Below are 15480 nucleotides of genomic sequence, written 5' to 3'. Positions count from 1 at the left end.
TTAGAGATACCGGGTCGGCACCGCCGTTGTGAACTTGAGCTCTTCCATCGAGATGGAGGAGTTGACCGTGGAGAACTCCAGCCTGTCGATCAGCCGCTTGTAGACCGCGTCGTAGGTGGCGATGTCGGGGACCACCACCTTCATGATGTAATCGGTGGACCCGGTCAGGCGGTAGGCTTCCACCACTTCGGGAATGTCCTCGATCAGGGTGCGGAACTGCTCCAGCCATTCCATGGCGTGGCGCGGGGCCGTGACGCCGATGAAGATCGTCATCGGCACACCCACGAGTTTCTGATCGACGAGGGCAACCCGCGCGCGAATGAGGCCCGTGGCCTCCATCCGCTTGATCCGACGCCAGACAGGGGTCTGGCTCAGGCCGACGCGGTCGGCGATCTCGGCGATGGGCACGTCGCTGTCGGTCTGGAGAATCTGGAGGATGCGTTGATCGATCTCGTCGAACCGGGCGTCGTTCATATGGTCCCTCGCTGCTTGGCGCCACCAGTTCCTGCCATGGAACGGTGACGGAATAGAAGTATTTTCCGGGAAGTGGCGAAATTCTGGACTTCTCGGGCAGAGTCTGACGAAAGCTGAGGACATGACAACTCCCGCAGAACATCCCCGCTCGATCTGGATCGACACAGCGCCCGAGCGTGCGCCGGCCCCCGCTTTCCAAGGCACGGCAGAGTGCGACACCGTCATCATCGGCGCCGGCATCACCGGCCTCTCCGCCGCGTTGCACCTTGCCAAGGCCGGACGCGCGGTGACGTTGCTCGAGGGGCAGGCCGTCGGCTGGGGCGCCTCGGGCCGCAACAACGGCCAGGTCATCCCCACGCTCACCGCCGCGGAGCCGGACATGTGGGTGGAGCGTTTCGGCGATACCGGGCGGCGCTTTGCAGAGATGGTCGGCGCCTCGGCAGGCCTGGTCTTCGACCTGATCCGCGACGAGGGGATCGCCGCAGAGGCGGAACAAACCGGCTGGTATCAGCCGGCCCACAGTCCGGGACGCACCCGGCTCAGTCAGAAGCGCGTCGCGGCCTGGCGACGGTTCGGGCTTGAGGTCGAGTATCTCGACCACGCGGCCAGCACGGCCCTTCTTGGGTCCGATAGATGGTATGGCGGGATGCTTGCGCCAAGCGGCGGACACATCAACCCGCTCGCCTATGTTCGCGGCCTCGCGGCGGCGGTGGAGGCGCGCGGCGGCGCGATCCACGAACAGACCGCTGTGCAGGATTTCCGCCACGACAGCGCGAAATGGGTGGTGACGACGCCGGGTGGTACACTCACTGCCCGAGCGCTGATCCTTGCGACCAACGCCTACACCGGGGAACTGGTGCCAACGCTCGCCCGCAGGCTCGCCCATTCCATCGTGCCGGTTCACTCCTGGCAGATGTCCACCGAGCCGCTTGGGGACGAAGTGCGCGCCACCTTGCTGCCGGGGCGGCAGGCCGTGTCGGATACCCGCGGCGACCTGCGGTTCTTTCGCTATGACGCACGCAATCGCCTGATCACGGGCGGCGCGATCCTCGGTGGCGGGGATGTCGCGGCGCGGGTCGCTAAGAAGGCCGCGCACAACCTCGCCGACAGCCTGCCGCAGCTCGCACCGCCCAGGATGACCCATGTCTGGTCCGGCTACCTCTCGATGAACTGGGACCGCTTTCCGCGGGTTCACAAGCTCGGCCCCGATGGCTGGACTTGGCTTGCCTGCAATGGGCGAGGGGTGGCGCTCGGCACCGCGCTCGGGCGCGAGATTGCCCGCGCTGTCGAGGGCGAAGACCCGCGTGGCCTTGCCTTGCCCCTTACCGAGCTGAGCCCGCTGCCATTCCACCCGATCGCCCGACGCGTCGCTCCCTTCTACCTGCTCTGGATGCAGCAGAAGGACCGTGTCGAGCCGAAACTCTGAGGAAAGCCCTTCGATGAACGATATACCCATTCTTGTCCGCCGCCGGATCGAGGCGATGATCCTGAAACATGTCTACGACGTGCTCGTCGAACGGTCCGGGAAGGAGGAGGCCGAGGCAGTGATCGGCGAGACTTGCTCCCGCTCGGCCATCGAGCAGGGCAAGAGCATGGCTGAGGATCTGGACCATGCGCCCGACCTCGCCGACTTCGCCGCGATCCTGCCGAACTGGACGAGGGAGGACGCGCTGCAACTGGACGTCATGGTCACCGAACCCGACCGGATGGAGTTCAACGTCACCCGCTGTCGCTACGCCGAGATGTACAAGGAAATGGGAGTGGGAGACATCGGTCATCTGCTCTCGTGCAACCGCGATGGCGACTTCTGCGTGGGCTACAACCCCGAGATCGAACTGACCCGGACGCAGACGATCATGAAGGGCGCGAGCCATTGTGATTTCCGCTATCGGATGAAGGGAAAATAACCATGGCCGTCGAGAACTGGGTATCGCGCGAGATCGCGGAGCTGACGGCCTTTCGCCGCGATCTGCATGAAAATCCGGAGCTGCTCTACGAGACCCACCGCACCGCCGCCAAGGTCGCTGGAGCCCTGCGCGCTGCGGGCTGCAACGAGGTGATCGAGGGGATCGGCCGGACGGGCGTCGTGGGGGTGATCCGGGGGCGGGCTGCGGGCCGGACGATCGGGCTGCGCGCCGACATGGACGCCCTGCCGATTCAGGAGGCGACGGGGCTTCCCTTTGCATCGAAGGTGCCGGGCAAGATGCATGCCTGCGGCCATGACGGCCACACTACGATGCTTCTCGGCGCCGCAAGGCATCTGGCCGAGACGCGGGCCTTCGACGGCACTGTGATCGTGATTTTCCAGCCGGCCGAAGAGGGCGGGGCAGGGGCGCTCGCGATGATCGAGGACGGGCTCTTCGACCGCTGGCCCTGCGACGAGGTCTACGGGATGCACAACATGCCGAATCTGCCGCTGGGCCAGTTCACGACCTGCAAGGGCCCCAACATGGGCGCGGTCGACATGCTGGACATCACCATCACCGGCAAGGGCGGGCACGCCGCCCAGCCGCACCATTCGGTCGACCCGATGCCCGCGCTGGCCGGCATCGTCCAGGCGATTCACGGGATGAGCGCACGCTCCATCGACCCGTTCGATTCCCATGTCGTGTCGCTCTGTGTCGTTGAGGGGGGCGACGCATTCAACGTCATTCCGCAGCAGATCACGGTGAAGGGGACGGTGCGGACCCTGTCCGAAACGGTGCGTGACCATGTCGAAGCGCGGGTGCGCACGATCGTGGAGAATATCGCGGCGGGCAATGCCTGCATAGGACAGGTGAGCTACGAACGCAGTTACCCGGTTCTGGTCAACCACGACCTCGAGACGGAATTCGCCGCCGAGGCCGCGCGCACGGTAGCTGGGGCTGAGAACGTTTCCCTGAGCATGACACCCACCCTCGGGGGCGAGGATTTCGCCTTCATGCTGCAGAAGGTGCCGGGCTGCATGATCAACGTCGGCAATGGTTCGTCCGCCAACCTGCACCACCCGGAATACGCCTTCAATGACGCGGTGATCGGCTGGGGCTGCTCCTACTGGGTGCAACTCGTTCGAGACCGGTTGAACGGAAACTGACCTCGACCGCCGGTCCGGATCATGGCGCAATCCAGAGGCCAGCGGAGAAGGTGCCCACTCGCGGTGCGGACCCTGGCCTTGCGAGGCGCTCTCAATCGACCACGAAGGTCTGAATCTCGCCGATGCCCTTCAGGGTCTGCACCCGTGTGTCTGGGGCGCTTTCGAATGCGTCCTCCACAAGGCGAAATGCCGGGGCCGACAGGTGAATGCGCCCTGGCACGCCGGTGGCTTCCAGCCGGCTGGCGAGGTTCACCGTTTCGCCCCAGATGTCGTAGACGAACCTGACACGGCCCACGAGGCCGGCGATGACCGGGCCGCAATGCATGCCGACGCGGATCGAAAGGGCCTCGGTCTGGTCCGAGGTTGCGCGGATGAGATCGCGGGCGAAGTCGAGCGAACGGTGCGCGTGGTCCTCGCGAGGTTCCGGGATGCCGCAGGCCGCCATATAGGCATCCCCGATGGTCTTGATCTTCTCGATGCCGTGCTGATGCGCGATGTCGTCGAAGGCGAGGAAGACGCTGGTCAGGCGCTTCACAAGGTCGGCCGGTGGCATGCTGGCGGCCATCGGGGTGAAATCGACGATGTCGGCAAAGACGACGGTCGCGGTTTCGAACCTGTCGGCGATCACGTCCTCGCCATCGCGCAGCCGCTGGATGACCGGCGCTGGCAGCATGGTGTGCAAAAGGGCGTCCGCGCGATCGCGCTCGTACTCGATCTGCGCGATGTATTCCCGTTCCCGCAATTGCCAGCGGCGCTTTTCCAGGCAGGCCCGCACCCGGCTGTTCAGTAGAACCTGGTCGACAGGCTTCTCGAGGTAATCCTCGGCGCCGGCCTCGATGCAGCGTGTCACGGCGTGGATCTCGTTGAGGCCCGAAACCATGATCACCGGGATCTGCCGCCAGTCATCGTTGGCCTTCAGGCGGGCCAGCAGTTCGATTCCGTTCAGGTCTGGCATCAGGATGTCCACCAGCGCGAGGTCGAATTCCTCGCGCGCGACCATGGCGAGAGCCTCGGTTCCCGATGCGGCGGCGACCACCTCGTGGCCCTGCCGGACCAGCTGGCGCTGCAGGAGGTCGCGGTTCTGGGCGGTGTCGTCCACCACGAGGATGCGCCCCTTCATCTCCTCGCGGTTGCGATGGGCGATCGACAGGGTCTGTTCGAGCGAATGCGCGGTCAGGGAGTCGATCCCGGTCATCGAGCTGTCGGGATTCACGTCCAGCACCCGGTCGATCTGGCTCACCAGAATGGCGCATTCGCCGATGACGGTGCGGATGTCCGCCAGGACAGAGGGCGAGATCTCGTCGCCGAAATCCTCCACGATCAGTTCCGAATAGCCGAGGATCGCATTGACCGGCGTGCGAAGGTCATGGCGCAGGCGGTTCTTGTCGGTGGGCTGCTCGTCGCCGTTCTTGATGGCCTCGACCCGGGCGAGGAGGTCATGGGCGGCGACCTGCACCTTGAGCGCGTCGGCCAGCGCGTCGTTGGGGCCGGACTTGCGCAATTCCTCCAGCACGATGTCCTGGAACCCGGCGATCGCCTCGGCCGGGCCGGACAGCCGCTGGGCGACGCGGATCAAAAGGGCCTTGCGGCGGATTTCGTTGCCGAAGGTCATGGGATCAGCCGGACGCGAGGCGTTCGATGGTCGACAGAAGATCCGGCAGGTCGATCGGCTTGGTGGCGAAGGCGTCGCAACCGGCTTCCATTGCCTTGTCGCGGTCGGCCTGCATTGCGTGGGCGGTCAGTGCGACGACCGGGATTGCAGCGGTCGCGGCGTCGGCCTTGAGCGTTCGGGTTGCCGTCCAGCCGTCCATCACCGGCAGGCTCATGTCCATCAGCACCACATCAGGGGCTTCCTGCTGGCAAAGGGCGACGCCGGCGGCGCCGTCGCCGGCAGAGACGACGACGAAGCCCTTGCGTGTCAGCCGGCGTGTCAGCATGTCGAGATTCATCTCGTTGTCCTCGACAATCAGGATCTTGGTCATGGGTGGGTGTCTCCTGCAGTATCGGGGGCGTGGCCGACATGGCGCTGGATCGCAGCGAGCAGGTCGGACCGGCCGTCCGCGCCCTTCTGGACGACCTCCCTCGCGTGATCGCCGAGCCATTCGATTTCGCGGCGGGTCAGGTCCTTCGAGGTTGCGACGATCACGGGAATGTCCGCAGACCCGCTGGCTGCGCGCAGTCTCCGAAGCACCTCGAAGCCGTCGATGTTGGGCATCATGAGGTCGAGCACCACCAGCCCGGGCGCCTCCTCGCCGATCAGCGCCAGCGCGCGAGCGCCGTCGGCGGCCTCCCGCACCGACCAGCCCTCGCGCACCAGAAGACGGCGAAACAGGGCGCGGGTCGCGGGGTCGTCGTCGACGATGAGCACCTCGCGGGAGCGCTCGCCCACCAGCCTGTTGATACGTTCGATCAGCCGGGCCGGGTCGACGGGCTTGACCATGTGGTCGACCGCACCGAACGCGAGGCCCATGTCCCGGTCGGTAACGACCGAAACGAGGATCACCGGCGTCTCGCACAGGGCGGGGTCCTTCTTGAGCTCACGCAGCACCGACCAGCCATCGCGCTCGGGCATGATGACGTCGAGCAGGATCACGTCCGGCCGCCGGGTCCGGGCGAGGTCGAGCCCGGTCTGGGCATCGTAGGCAGCAAAGACCTTGTAGCCCTGCGCGCGCACGTACTCGGCCATGGAGGACAGGGCCGCGGTGTCGTCGTCGATGATCAGCACGGCAAAGGCGGCGTCCCCCGCGTCCCGACCCCTGACGGCCGCGGCGATCTCGGGCAGGCGCAGCGTGAAGCAGGATCCCTTGCCCGGCTCCGACGTGACCGAGACGTCGCCCCCCATCATCTCGGTGAAGCTGCGCACGATGGACAGGCCGAGCCCGGTGCCGCCGTAGACGCTGGAGGTGGAGCTTTCGGCCTGGGAGAACGGTTTGAACAGGCGGCCGAGCTGCTCCTCCGTCATGCCGATCCCCTCGTCACGGACGTCGAAGCGGATGAAGCCGCCCTCGGAGCGGACGCCGAGCGCGATCCGCCCGTTCTCGGTGAACTTCGCGGCGTTCGACAGGAGGTTGAACAGGTTCTGCCGCAGCTTGGTGTGGTCGGTGTCGATCTCGCCGACGTCGGGCGCGATCGCAACCTCGAGTGTGTTGCCATTGCGGGCGATCAGCGGGGCGACGGTGGCCTCCACATCTCGGACGAGTTGGGGCACGTCGACCCGCTCGACATGCAGCTCCATCTTCCCGGCCTCGATCTTGGAGAGGTCGAGAATGTCGTTGATCAGGGAGAGCAGGTGCCTGCCGGAGGCCATGATCCGTTCGAGGTCGGGCACCGTCGAGGTGTCGCCGCCGTCCTCGGCATCCTCGATCAGCATCTCGGAATAGCCGATGATCGCGTTGAGCGGCGTGCGCAGCTCGTGGCTCATCGAGGCGAGGAACCGGCTCTTGGACTCGTTGGCCGTCTCGGCCTCCTGCCGCGCGGTTTCCAGATCGCTCTGGCGCCGGCGCAACTCGGTGATGTCGGAATAGACGCAGACCGTCCCGCCGTCCGGGGTCTTGCGCCGGGTGACCATCATCCAGCCGCCGGTGTAGGGAACTTCTTCCCGCGAGCCCGTCGGGTCGGCGTGGCGGGCGAGACGGCCGGCTTTCCACTCCGCGGCAGCGGCCCCAACGAGATCGACCTCGCCCGCGGCCATTGCGGCATCGAGGAAGTCGCTGTAGCTGGCGCTTTCCGAAAGGCTCGCGGCGCTCGGGAACATCTCGACGAACCTCTGGTTTCGCAGCACCAGCTGGTCGTCCTCGTCATATAGCGCAAAGCCGTCCGGAATAGTCTCGATGGCGGTGAGGACCGTCCGCCGCTGCTCGGCCGCGGCAGCCTCCAACTCGCGCCGCGCCTGCTGGGTCTCGTGCAGGTCGCGCAGGGTGCGGGAGAGCCGCCCGAACTCGTCGGGGCCCTCAGGCGGGAGCTCTTGCGGCGGCTGCCCGGCTCGGATGTCGGCCATCGCGGCATCGATCCTGCCGAGCGGTCCCAGGATCCGGCGCAACACCCAGACAGTTGCCAGCGCTCCGGTCGCCACGATGGCGAGACAGGCCATGAGCGCGCGCCGCTTGGCGGCGACGGAGGCGTCGGCCGCCGTGGCGTTCGCAGCGTCGGCCTCTTCCGCCAATGCGCTGACCAGCGCCGCGAATTCCTCGGTCACCGCAGCACTCTGCTGGCGGGTCTGCGCCATCAGGGTGTTGCCGATGATCCGGTTGCCGTCGGTATAGGCGTCCACGGCGGCGATCGAGCTGTCCCAGTAGCCGTCGACCGCCTCCGCGATCCTCTCAGCCGGGGCCGGTGCGAAGCTGCCGAGACCCTCGAGACTGTCGCTCAGCTGGGCGCGGGCCTCCTCGGCGCGCTTCTCGGACAGGGTCAGCAGGCTGACAGCCAGTTCGGTGAGCCAATAGCGCATGGTGCCGAAATGGCGCTCGGCCTCCGCCGCGACCTGAAGCCGGTGAAAACGCGCGGTCGCTTCGGAGATACGCTTCTGGTTGGCAGTGAACTCGTAGGCGACAATGACCGTGGAGATCACGAGCGCGCCGAGCAGGACAGCAGTGAGCGAGCCGATGTGGAGCGGGATGCGGTTGGAGGCGATCCGCCGGATGTCGAGGCCGATGCTCACGGCTTCAGCGTGATCGAGATCGCGCCACCCAGATCGCCCTCGGCGCCGCCTTCCTTGGGAAAGCCGGTCACGTCGACCTCGCCCGCCGGCTGGCCGTGGCAACTCAGGCAGGAGGCGCTGTAATACTCCGGCAGCAGCATCCGGAAGACCTCGCCGTCGGCGCCTTCAGTCATCTCCTCGAAACTCGCGCCCGCCTGCCAGTCCGACGACAGGAAGCGCTCCTCGATCACCGCCGCCTCCCATGCGTCCGGGCGGGCCTTGCGGTTGCGCACGAGGTGGGGCGGGGCCGTCACCTTGATGCTTGCCAGATCGCCCACCTTCTCGCCGAAACGCTCGTTGGTCAGCCGGGCGAAGATCGCGGGAATGAAGCCCTTGAAGCCGATGTCCTGGGCGTTGAGCTGATCCTGTGCCTCGGCGATCACTTCCCCCATCGCCGCGAGCTGCGCCTCGGTAAGTCGGGTCTGAAGCTCCGTCAGATCCGGGGTCAGCGGCGGCTCGCCGTTGGTCGCGGCATAGGTCGCAACAACTTGCTCCAGGAAAGCCTCGGGCGTCAGGCCCTTGTCGCCGATGGCCGCGTCATTGATGAGCTCCTGGTTCTCGGACACCACGCTTCGCCCGGCCCTGAGCACGGCCGCCAGACGGTTGCCGCTGTCGATCAGGTGCTGGTCGCCGGTGTCCGGACGCGCAGCTTGCGGCGCGGTGGACAGGAGGAGGGACGTAAGCGAGATCAGAAAGATACGGGGCATGACGGCTCCGGATTTGTATCGAATGGCACCAAGTATTTCGGTGGGCGAAACTGAAAAATGCGCTTCGGTCACCTGAACGGGAAAGAAAATTAGCTTCCGCGAGTATCTTTGGCAGCGGAAAGTTTGCCAAGTCCTGATTTGCTACTGGAGGGCGCGGAGGTGGTCGTTCGCGTTCCTCAGCCGGCTGGAGATCGAGCGGATGATGTTGGCGTAGATCGTGGTGAGGATCTGCGGGCTGGCATCGAAAAGGCGGCGCAACTCCTCGACTGCGATCCCGTAGGCCAGAACCGGCGTATCGGCCCGGACATCGGCAGAGCGTTTGCCGCCATCGAGCAACGCCATCTCGCCGAAGCTCTGTCCCGGCCCGACAGAGGCGACCCTGCGCCCCGTCGCGGTGTCGGAGCCGACGAGGATGCTGACCGATCCCCGCGCGACGATGAAGATGAGCTGGGCGTCATCCCCCGCCCGCAGGATCGTTTCGCCGCTGTCGAACTGGTAGCTGCTGATGGAGCCCTCCAGCGCGGCCAGATCCTCCTTGCCAAGCCCCTCGAACAGTTCGAGTTCTGCCAGCGCAAGGCGTTCTCTCGGACCTGACTGCCCGGCGTCCGCGAGGATGGTATCCTCGGCTGTTTCGAGGGCGCGGTCGATGTCGGTGTCCAGTTCGCACTGGCCGGCTTCCAGCTTGTCGCCGAGCGCGGTCTCGAAGTCGGCGAGGTTCGCGTTGCCCTTCACATCGGTGAACACCACCCGGCAGCCGCGGAGCGTGAGATCCTGTACCAGTTCGCGCAGAAGCGTCGTAGCCGCCTTGTCCACATAGGCCACCCGCCGGAAGTCGACGATCGCTACGCGCGCGTCCTGTGCGAAGTCCGCGGTCTTGCGGATGAGTCTTTCGGCCGAGCCGAAAAAGAGCGGTCCCTGGGCCTCGATCACGACGATCTCCCGGCCGCGTTCGGAGAGCAGGTCGAACTCCCGGTGCGAGCGCACGCGATTGGAGCGGACCTCGTCGCCACGATACCGGCGGCGGACGACGCCGCGTGTGTCCGAGCGGTCGACATAGGCGTGCAGGCTGAAATCCCGGGCGAGCCGCTTGCAGACCTCGACCCCACGGATCGAATTGCCCACGCTGTCGAGCCGGGGCGAATAGACCGCGATGCCGAGCTGGCCGGGAAGGACGGCGATGATGGCGCCGGAGACCCCGCTCTTGGCGGGCAGGCCCACGTCGAACATCCATTGGCCGGCATAGTCGTACATGCCGCAGGTCGCCATGACCGACAGAACGTCCCGCACGGTGTCGGGGGCAAGAACCCGCGCACCTGTCACGGGGTTGCGGCCGTGCGCGGCGAGCGTCGAGGCCATCACCGCGAGATCGCGGGTGGTGACCCTGACGGAGCATTGCCGGAAGTAGATGTCGAGGATTTCTTCGGGCGGGCCGTCGATCATGCCGGAATTCAGCATCATGTAGGCGATTGCGCGGTTGCGGTGCCCGGTCTCGCTCTCGGAGCGGTAGACGGTCTCGTCGATCCCGAGGCTGCGGCCGGCAAATTTTCCGAACATCTCCAGCAACTCTGCCTGTCGCGCGTCGGGAGTCCTTGCTGCGAGCATCTCCGCCATCGCGATGGCACCGGCATTGACCATCGGGTTGAACGGCCGGTTGTTCAGATTATCCAGCACGATCGAGTTGAACGGATCGCCGGTCGGCTCCACACCAACCTTCCGCATCACGGCCTCGATGCCGTGGGTCTCGATGGCGTGGGCAAAGAGGAACGGCTTCGAGACCGACTGGATGGTGAATGCGCGCCCGTCGCAGCCGGCGGAATAGACCGTTCCATCGACGGTAGCCATGGCAATTGCGAAATCCTCGGGGTCCGCTTTTGCGAGTTCCGGGATGTAGTCGGCAACCTTGCCATCCGTTATTCCTGAAGTCTCCTCGAGCAGGCGCCTGAGATATTCCCAGACGGGACCCGAAGAAATGGTGGGAGATGGGAACGTATCCATTTCGCAATCGTTTCTGAAAAATCCTTCAGAATGTGCAGCGGAAGCTCACCCGTATTCAAGACAGCTGTGTTGCGCGCCGCAAAAGCGCGGGCCATGGCGCCATTGAGGCAGGCAGGGCGCACGCATTTTTAGCGAATGCTCAGGGTTTCGGCTCTTGGAATGCGCCCCGCCGCTTTGGGTTGACATGCCGGGGCTGCGGAAATCTCCTGAAACGGAGGCGCGCCTCCGTGTGTGCGCACGGACGCTGGAAGGGGGCGAAATTTGGCAAGGCAGGCTGCAAGCCCCGGGGGCGCAATCCGCGAAGCTGGTCGGTGGTCCGCTTTCTTCCGCGCCGCCAGGGCGGGGCGCGCAGGATGAGCGTCGCGGGTGCCCTCTGGCTTCTCGCGGCGCTGCAGGTCAAGCACCTGGTCGCGGATTTCTTTCTCCAGCCGGGATACATGCACGCCAACAAGGGGCGCTATCTCCATCCTGGCGGCCTCATGCACGCCGGCCTCCACGGGTTGGGATCGCTGGGCGTGTTTCTCGCCTTCGGAGTCGCGCCGACTGCAGCAGTTGCGATGGCGGCGGCGGAGTTTCTTTTCCACTATCACGTCGACTGGGCCAAGGCGCGGTTGACTGACCACTGGCGTCTGACGCCCGAAAGGGCGCCCTTCTGGGCCTTGTTCGGCGTCGATCAGGCGCTGCATCAATGGACCTATATCGTCCTTGTCCTCGTCGTCGTTGTGAAAGTTGTGTAAGAGCGCGTCGCCGGTGAGCAAGGCGAAGTTGCCCGGAGCGCCGCTCGTCCTGTCCGCCGCGCGGCCTGCTTGCCGGCGGCGGCCGCTACCGGTCTATCCCAGCGTCGGCATCCTGCATCGCTGCCTCTGGATGGAGGTCTGGCGGATGCCGCCCATGATAGCCTCCTGATGATCGCCAGTCCCGGCGTGACACTCGCCTATGGCTTTAGTCCCGGGATAGCGGCCAGTCTGCTCGCCGGCTCGATCCGTTTCACACAGGCCCATTCCCGACTGCCCCTGCTGCGTGCCGCCTACCATGCGCGCCTGCGCCTGTCTTCCACTGAGCGCGGCTCGGCGGAAACGCGTCGCGCAGTTCCTTCCCGGGGGCCGTGGGCGAAATCGGCTTCCTTACAGGCGGCACGCGGACCGCGAATGTGATCGCCGAAACGCCCTGCGTGGTTTTCGTCGTGAGCCGGGAGGCGATCGAATGCCTCAAGCGCGTGGATCCGGCGGTGGCGCTGGAGCTACTGGAACCGATCGGATCGGCCCAGGCGCATCGGTTGGCACGGACGCCGGCGCTTCTTCAGATCCATCAGCGTCCGCCGGGGGCGAGCAGCGATTGATTGTCTGCGCAAAATTGTATACCAATCAAGTGAATTTCTTTCGGATTGAATACATGTCTGACAAGGTAATGAAGGCCCCGGGACCAGGCGATTGCCCCCCGCGTGAGCTGCACAGTACCGCGATAGCCGCGAAACTCGAAGCCGAGATCGTATCCGGGGCGCTCAAGGCTGGCGAAAAGCTCGATGAGCAGGGCCTGACCAAGCGGTTCGGCGTGTCCCGCACCCCGATCCGGGAAGCCCTGCACATGCTCGTGGCGCGGTCGCTGGCGGTTCGGGTGCCCTATCGGGGCGTCATCGTGGCCGAGATCACTCGCGAGCGGGTGGAGCAGATGTTCGAGGCCATGGGAGAGATCGAGGCGCTCTGTGGCCGGATTGCCGCCGAACGCATGCAGACCAGCGAACGCGTCGACCTCGAGCGGCTGCACCGCCGGATGTCCGCCATGGCGGCGGCGGGCGAGGCGCAGGATTACGAGGCGGCGAACATCGAGTTCCACGAGCGGATCTTTCGGGCGACCCGCAACGAAGATCTCCTCGAGCTTGCCAACACGCTGCGGCTGAAGCTGGCGCCGTTCCGGAAATCCCAGTTGCAGAGCGAAAGGCGGATGGCGCGCTCCAACGAGGAGCACACCGAGATCGTCAACGCCATTCTCGACCGGGACGCCAAGCGCACGGAGCAAGCGCTGCGCCGGCATCTGGTCAGCGCGGCGCGCGAGGTGCTCTCGCGGCTGGATTGAGGTGGTGGGGAGCGCCGCCACAACGGCACACCCCGATGCGTCAGCCCAGGGCCGCCGACAGCATCCGCAGGGCCGTGATTCCCAGGAACAGCGCGAAGGCGCGCTTGATCCACTTGCCGTCCAGCCGATGCGCGAGTGCGGCGCCGACGGGAGCGAAGCTCACGGTGAAGGGCAGGATGAGCAGGGCGGCCGGAATGCTGATGTAGCCCAGCGAGAGCGGCGGCCGGTCAGGCACGCCGAGCCCCGAGATCACGAAACCGATCGCTGCCGGCACCGCGATCAGGAAGCCGAAGGCGGCCGCCGTACCCACGGCCCGACGGATCTCGACGGAAAAGGCGCTGAGGATCGGAACGGAGAGCGTGCCGCCGCCGATCCCCATAAGCGAGCTGAACCCGCCGATCACGTAGGAGATCGCGGCGTTGACCCAGCCCCTTTTGGGAAGGTCGTCGCTCAGCACGAGCGTCTTCGGGCTGGCCATGTTGAGTGCGACCAGCAGCGCGATGCAGCCGAAGATCAGCTTCAGCCCGTCGGCGTCGATGAACTTGGCCGCAAGCCCGCCGGTCAGCGCGCCCGCCACGATGCCCGGCCCCCAGATTCGCAGGAGCCGCGTGTCCACCGACCCGCGCTTGAAGTGGGATCGCGCCGAGGAGACGGAGGTAAAGACGATCGTCGCCAGCGAGGTGGCGACCGACATGTGCATGGCGAGTTCCGGGGGGAAGTCGGTGAGCGAGAGGATCCAGAAGAGCACCGGGACGATCACGATCCCGCCTCCGACGCCGAGCAGCCCGGCCATCAGCCCGGCCACGATGGCGGTCGCCGCGACGCCCAGCACGAGCGGCAGGATCTGTAGCAGTGTCAGGTCTGTCATGGGGTCAGTAGCTCACTGCCGCGCCGTCGGAGCGCGGGTCCGTTGCCGCCTCGAGCAACCCGTCGGGGTGCCGCACGATGGCGCCCGCATGGCCGGCCATGTCGGAGTAGGGCGGAATGATCTCAACGTCGTGCCCCGCGTTCCGCAGGGCCTCCACGACCCCGGGGTCGAAGCGGCCTTCGAGCTTGAGCGAGGTGGTCGCCTCGCCCCAGGTCTTGCCGAGCAGCCATCGCGGCGCGGTCACGGCCTGCTGGAGGTCCATCCCGAATTGCACGTGCCGGCTGAAGACGGCCGATTGCGTCTGTGGCTGACCTTCGCCGCCCATCGTGCCATAGGCTATCACCCGCCCGTCGCCGAGCTGGGCCAGTGCCGGGTTCAGGGTATGGAACGGCCGCTTCCCGGGGGCGAGCTGGTTCGGGCCGGGAGCGAGCGAGAAGCCCGCGCCGCGGTTCTGGAAGAACACGCCGGTCTCGGGGCAGACCAGGCCGGAGCCGAACTCCCAGAACACGCTCTGGATGAAGCTGACCACGGTGCCGTCGGCATCCGCGGCGCCCATCCAGATTGTGTCGCCGTCCTTGGGCTTATGCGGCCAAGGCAGGGCGGTCTCGCGGTCGATGCAGGCCGCGAGCGCGTCGAGCCGTGCGTCGTCGAGCCAGGCCTGCGCCGGCTCTTCCATGCTGTCCGGATCGCCGAGCCCGGCGTTGCGCAGCAGGAAGGCTTGCTTGGTCGCCTCGATCAGGCCGTGCAGGTGATCGAAGCCCTCGCCCTCGGTGACCCCGAGCCGGTCGAACAGGGCGAGGATCATCAGCGAGGTCACGCCCTGGGTGGGCGCGGTCATGTTGTAGAGCGTGCCATGCGAGGTCCGGACGGTAAGCGGGGTCACCTCACGAGCTCGGCAGGCGGCGAAATCCTCCAGCCGCAGCGGGCTTCCGTTGGCCTCGAGCCACGCCGCATGCGCCTCTGCGATCGGGCCTTCGTAGAAGGTGCGCAGCCCGTCGCGGGCGAGGGTGGAGAGGGTCTTGGCCAGCGCCGCCTGCCGCAGGCGATGTCCCGGTGCGGGCACCTCGCCATCGACGAGGAAGGTCTCTGCGAAGCCCGGCACATCGCGGAGGCCCTCCAGCTTCTCGGCCGTCGTGACCGACTGGTTGCCGGTGACGGCGATGCCGTCCTCCGCATAGGCGATGGCCTGGCCGAGCAGGCGCTCCAGCGGCAAGCGGCGAGCCTCGGGCACGAGGGCGAGCGCCATCTCCCAGCCGGAAATGGTGCCGGGGGCGGTCAGGGCGGCCATTCCGCCGCGCGCCGGGATGGCGTCGGTATGTCCTCGCTCGGCGTACCATTCCGGCGTGGCCAGCGCCGCGGCCTGCCCGCAGGCGGAGATGCCGACCGGCGCCTGACCGGGGCGGTGGATGATCCAGAACCCGTCACCTCCGATCCCGTTCATGTGCGGGTAGGTGACTGCAATCGTCGCCGCGGCGGCGACCATCGCCTCGATGGCGGTGCCGCCGGCCTCCAGGATGTCGCGTCCGGCCAGCGCGGCGGCGCGGTGGGGGGCGGTTATGGCTCCGTTAAAGCCGAGAGCAGAGTGCAGCATGAC

Annotated in this window: 14 protein-coding genes; 6 read left to right on the top strand and 8 right to left on the bottom strand. The window is 66.4% G+C overall.

The features are described 5' to 3' along the window. A complete protein-coding gene (locus ACFQ2S_RS20140) occupies positions 1–474 on the bottom strand; it encodes an Lrp/AsnC family transcriptional regulator (RefSeq protein WP_386077279.1) in 474 nt (157 codons plus the stop codon). Positions 475–595: 121 nt separating this feature from the next. On the opposite strand from ACFQ2S_RS20140, the gene ACFQ2S_RS20135 reads away from it, so the two are divergent. Genes ACFQ2S_RS20135 through ACFQ2S_RS20125 form a run of 3 tightly spaced genes read left to right on the top strand, consistent with a single transcriptional unit; the run spans position 596 to position 3547 of the window. Further along, positions 596–1900 carry an NAD(P)/FAD-dependent oxidoreductase gene (locus tag ACFQ2S_RS20135; protein WP_386077278.1) on the top strand — a complete coding sequence of 435 codons (1305 nt, stop codon included), beginning with the start codon at positions 596–598 and terminating at the stop codon, positions 1898–1900. A 13-nt stretch (positions 1901–1913) separates the two neighbouring features. After that, entirely contained in the window at positions 1914–2381 is a 468-nt protein-coding gene (locus ACFQ2S_RS20130) for an L-2-amino-thiazoline-4-carboxylic acid hydrolase (protein ID WP_386077277.1), read from the top strand. 2 nt (positions 2382–2383) lie between these two features. Beyond that, entirely contained in the window at positions 2384–3547 is a 1164-nt protein-coding gene (locus ACFQ2S_RS20125) for a M20 aminoacylase family protein (RefSeq protein WP_386077275.1), read from the top strand. Between the two features lie 91 nt (positions 3548–3638). Here the strand turns inward: ACFQ2S_RS20125 and ACFQ2S_RS20120 are convergent, their stop codons facing one another. From ACFQ2S_RS20120 to glsA, 5 genes are all read right to left on the bottom strand, one after another. Next, entirely contained in the window at positions 3639–5159 is a 1521-nt protein-coding gene (locus ACFQ2S_RS20120; protein WP_386077273.1) for an adenylate/guanylate cyclase domain-containing protein, read from the bottom strand. 4 nt (positions 5160–5163) lie between these two features. Beyond that, positions 5164–5529, bottom strand: coding sequence for a response regulator (locus tag ACFQ2S_RS20115; protein WP_386077271.1), 366 nt, complete (start codon positions 5527–5529; stop codon positions 5164–5166). Beyond that, on the bottom strand, positions 5526–8204 hold the full coding sequence (locus tag ACFQ2S_RS20110; protein WP_386077270.1) for a response regulator: 2679 nt from the start codon (positions 8202–8204) through the stop codon (positions 5526–5528). The genes ACFQ2S_RS20115 and ACFQ2S_RS20110 overlap by 4 nt, the downstream gene beginning before the upstream one ends. Continuing rightward, the gene (locus ACFQ2S_RS20105) at positions 8201–8950 is read right to left on the bottom strand and encodes a Tll0287-like domain-containing protein (protein WP_386077269.1); all 750 of its coding nucleotides are present in this window, start codon (positions 8948–8950) and stop codon (positions 8201–8203) included. The genes ACFQ2S_RS20110 and ACFQ2S_RS20105 overlap by 4 nt, the downstream gene beginning before the upstream one ends. A 141-nt stretch (positions 8951–9091) precedes the next feature. Beyond that, the gene (glsA, locus tag ACFQ2S_RS20100) at positions 9092–10945 is read right to left on the bottom strand and encodes a glutaminase A (protein ID WP_386077267.1); all 1854 of its coding nucleotides are present in this window, start codon (positions 10943–10945) and stop codon (positions 9092–9094) included. Positions 10946–11256: 311 nt separating this feature from the next. Between glsA and ACFQ2S_RS20095 the strand changes: the two genes are divergently transcribed. The 3 genes from ACFQ2S_RS20095 (at position 11257) to ACFQ2S_RS20085 (ending at position 13018) form a co-directional block, all read left to right on the top strand. Next, entirely contained in the window at positions 11257–11682 is a 426-nt protein-coding gene (locus ACFQ2S_RS20095; protein WP_386077266.1) for a DUF3307 domain-containing protein, read from the top strand. A gap of 413 nt (positions 11683–12095) precedes the next feature. Next, positions 12096–12284 (top strand): hypothetical protein, encoded by a 189-nt coding sequence (locus ACFQ2S_RS20090; protein WP_386077265.1) that lies wholly within the window; start codon positions 12096–12098, stop codon positions 12282–12284. Positions 12285–12337: 53 nt separating this feature from the next. Continuing rightward, a complete protein-coding gene (locus ACFQ2S_RS20085; RefSeq protein WP_386077264.1) occupies positions 12338–13018 on the top strand; it encodes a GntR family transcriptional regulator in 681 nt (226 codons plus the stop codon). 40 nt (positions 13019–13058) lie between these two features. Here ACFQ2S_RS20085 and ACFQ2S_RS20080 read toward each other — a convergent pair whose 3' ends face one another. Together ACFQ2S_RS20080 and ACFQ2S_RS20075 are read right to left on the bottom strand one after the other, a co-directional pair. Then, positions 13059–13886, bottom strand: coding sequence for a sulfite exporter TauE/SafE family protein (locus ACFQ2S_RS20080; RefSeq protein ID WP_386077263.1), 828 nt, complete (start codon positions 13884–13886; stop codon positions 13059–13061). Between the two features lie 4 nt (positions 13887–13890). Next, a complete protein-coding gene (locus ACFQ2S_RS20075) occupies positions 13891–15477 on the bottom strand; it encodes a gamma-glutamyltransferase family protein (protein ID WP_386077262.1) in 1587 nt (528 codons plus the stop codon). Positions 15478–15480: the final 3 nt, after the last annotated feature.

It is taken from the genome of Tropicimonas aquimaris, from assembly GCF_042676185.1.
In the GTDB taxonomy this organism is placed as follows: domain Bacteria; phylum Pseudomonadota; class Alphaproteobacteria; order Rhodobacterales; family Rhodobacteraceae; genus Tropicimonas; species Tropicimonas aquimaris.
Note: the sequence above shows the minus strand (reverse complement) of the source record. Positions and strands in the feature narration are given on the sequence as shown.

What these genes read in the sequence shown, in the direction of transcription:
- ACFQ2S_RS20125 (WP_386077275.1), top strand. Translation starts at nt 2,384, where the DNA reads ATGGCCGTCGAGAACTGGGTATCGCGCGAGATCGCGGAGCTGACGGCC.
- ACFQ2S_RS20075 (WP_386077262.1), bottom strand. Translation starts at nt 15,477, where the DNA reads ATGCTGCACTCTGCTCTCGGCTTTAACGGAGCCATAACCGCCCCCCAC.
- ACFQ2S_RS20085 (WP_386077264.1), top strand. Translation starts at nt 12,338, where the DNA reads ATGTCTGACAAGGTAATGAAGGCCCCGGGACCAGGCGATTGCCCCCCG.
- ACFQ2S_RS20140 (WP_386077279.1), bottom strand. Translation starts at nt 474, where the DNA reads ATGAACGACGCCCGGTTCGACGAGATCGATCAACGCATCCTCCAGATT.
- ACFQ2S_RS20115 (WP_386077271.1), bottom strand. Translation starts at nt 5,529, where the DNA reads ATGACCAAGATCCTGATTGTCGAGGACAACGAGATGAATCTCGACATG.
- ACFQ2S_RS20120 (WP_386077273.1), bottom strand. Translation starts at nt 5,159, where the DNA reads ATGACCTTCGGCAACGAAATCCGCCGCAAGGCCCTTTTGATCCGCGTC.
- glsA (WP_386077267.1), bottom strand. Translation starts at nt 10,945, where the DNA reads ATGGATACGTTCCCATCTCCCACCATTTCTTCGGGTCCCGTCTGGGAA.
- ACFQ2S_RS20135 (WP_386077278.1), top strand. Translation starts at nt 596, where the DNA reads ATGACAACTCCCGCAGAACATCCCCGCTCGATCTGGATCGACACAGCG.
- ACFQ2S_RS20080 (WP_386077263.1), bottom strand. Translation starts at nt 13,886, where the DNA reads ATGACAGACCTGACACTGCTACAGATCCTGCCGCTCGTGCTGGGCGTC.
- ACFQ2S_RS20105 (WP_386077269.1), bottom strand. Translation starts at nt 8,950, where the DNA reads ATGCCCCGTATCTTTCTGATCTCGCTTACGTCCCTCCTCCTGTCCACC.
- ACFQ2S_RS20130 (WP_386077277.1), top strand. Translation starts at nt 1,914, where the DNA reads ATGAACGATATACCCATTCTTGTCCGCCGCCGGATCGAGGCGATGATC.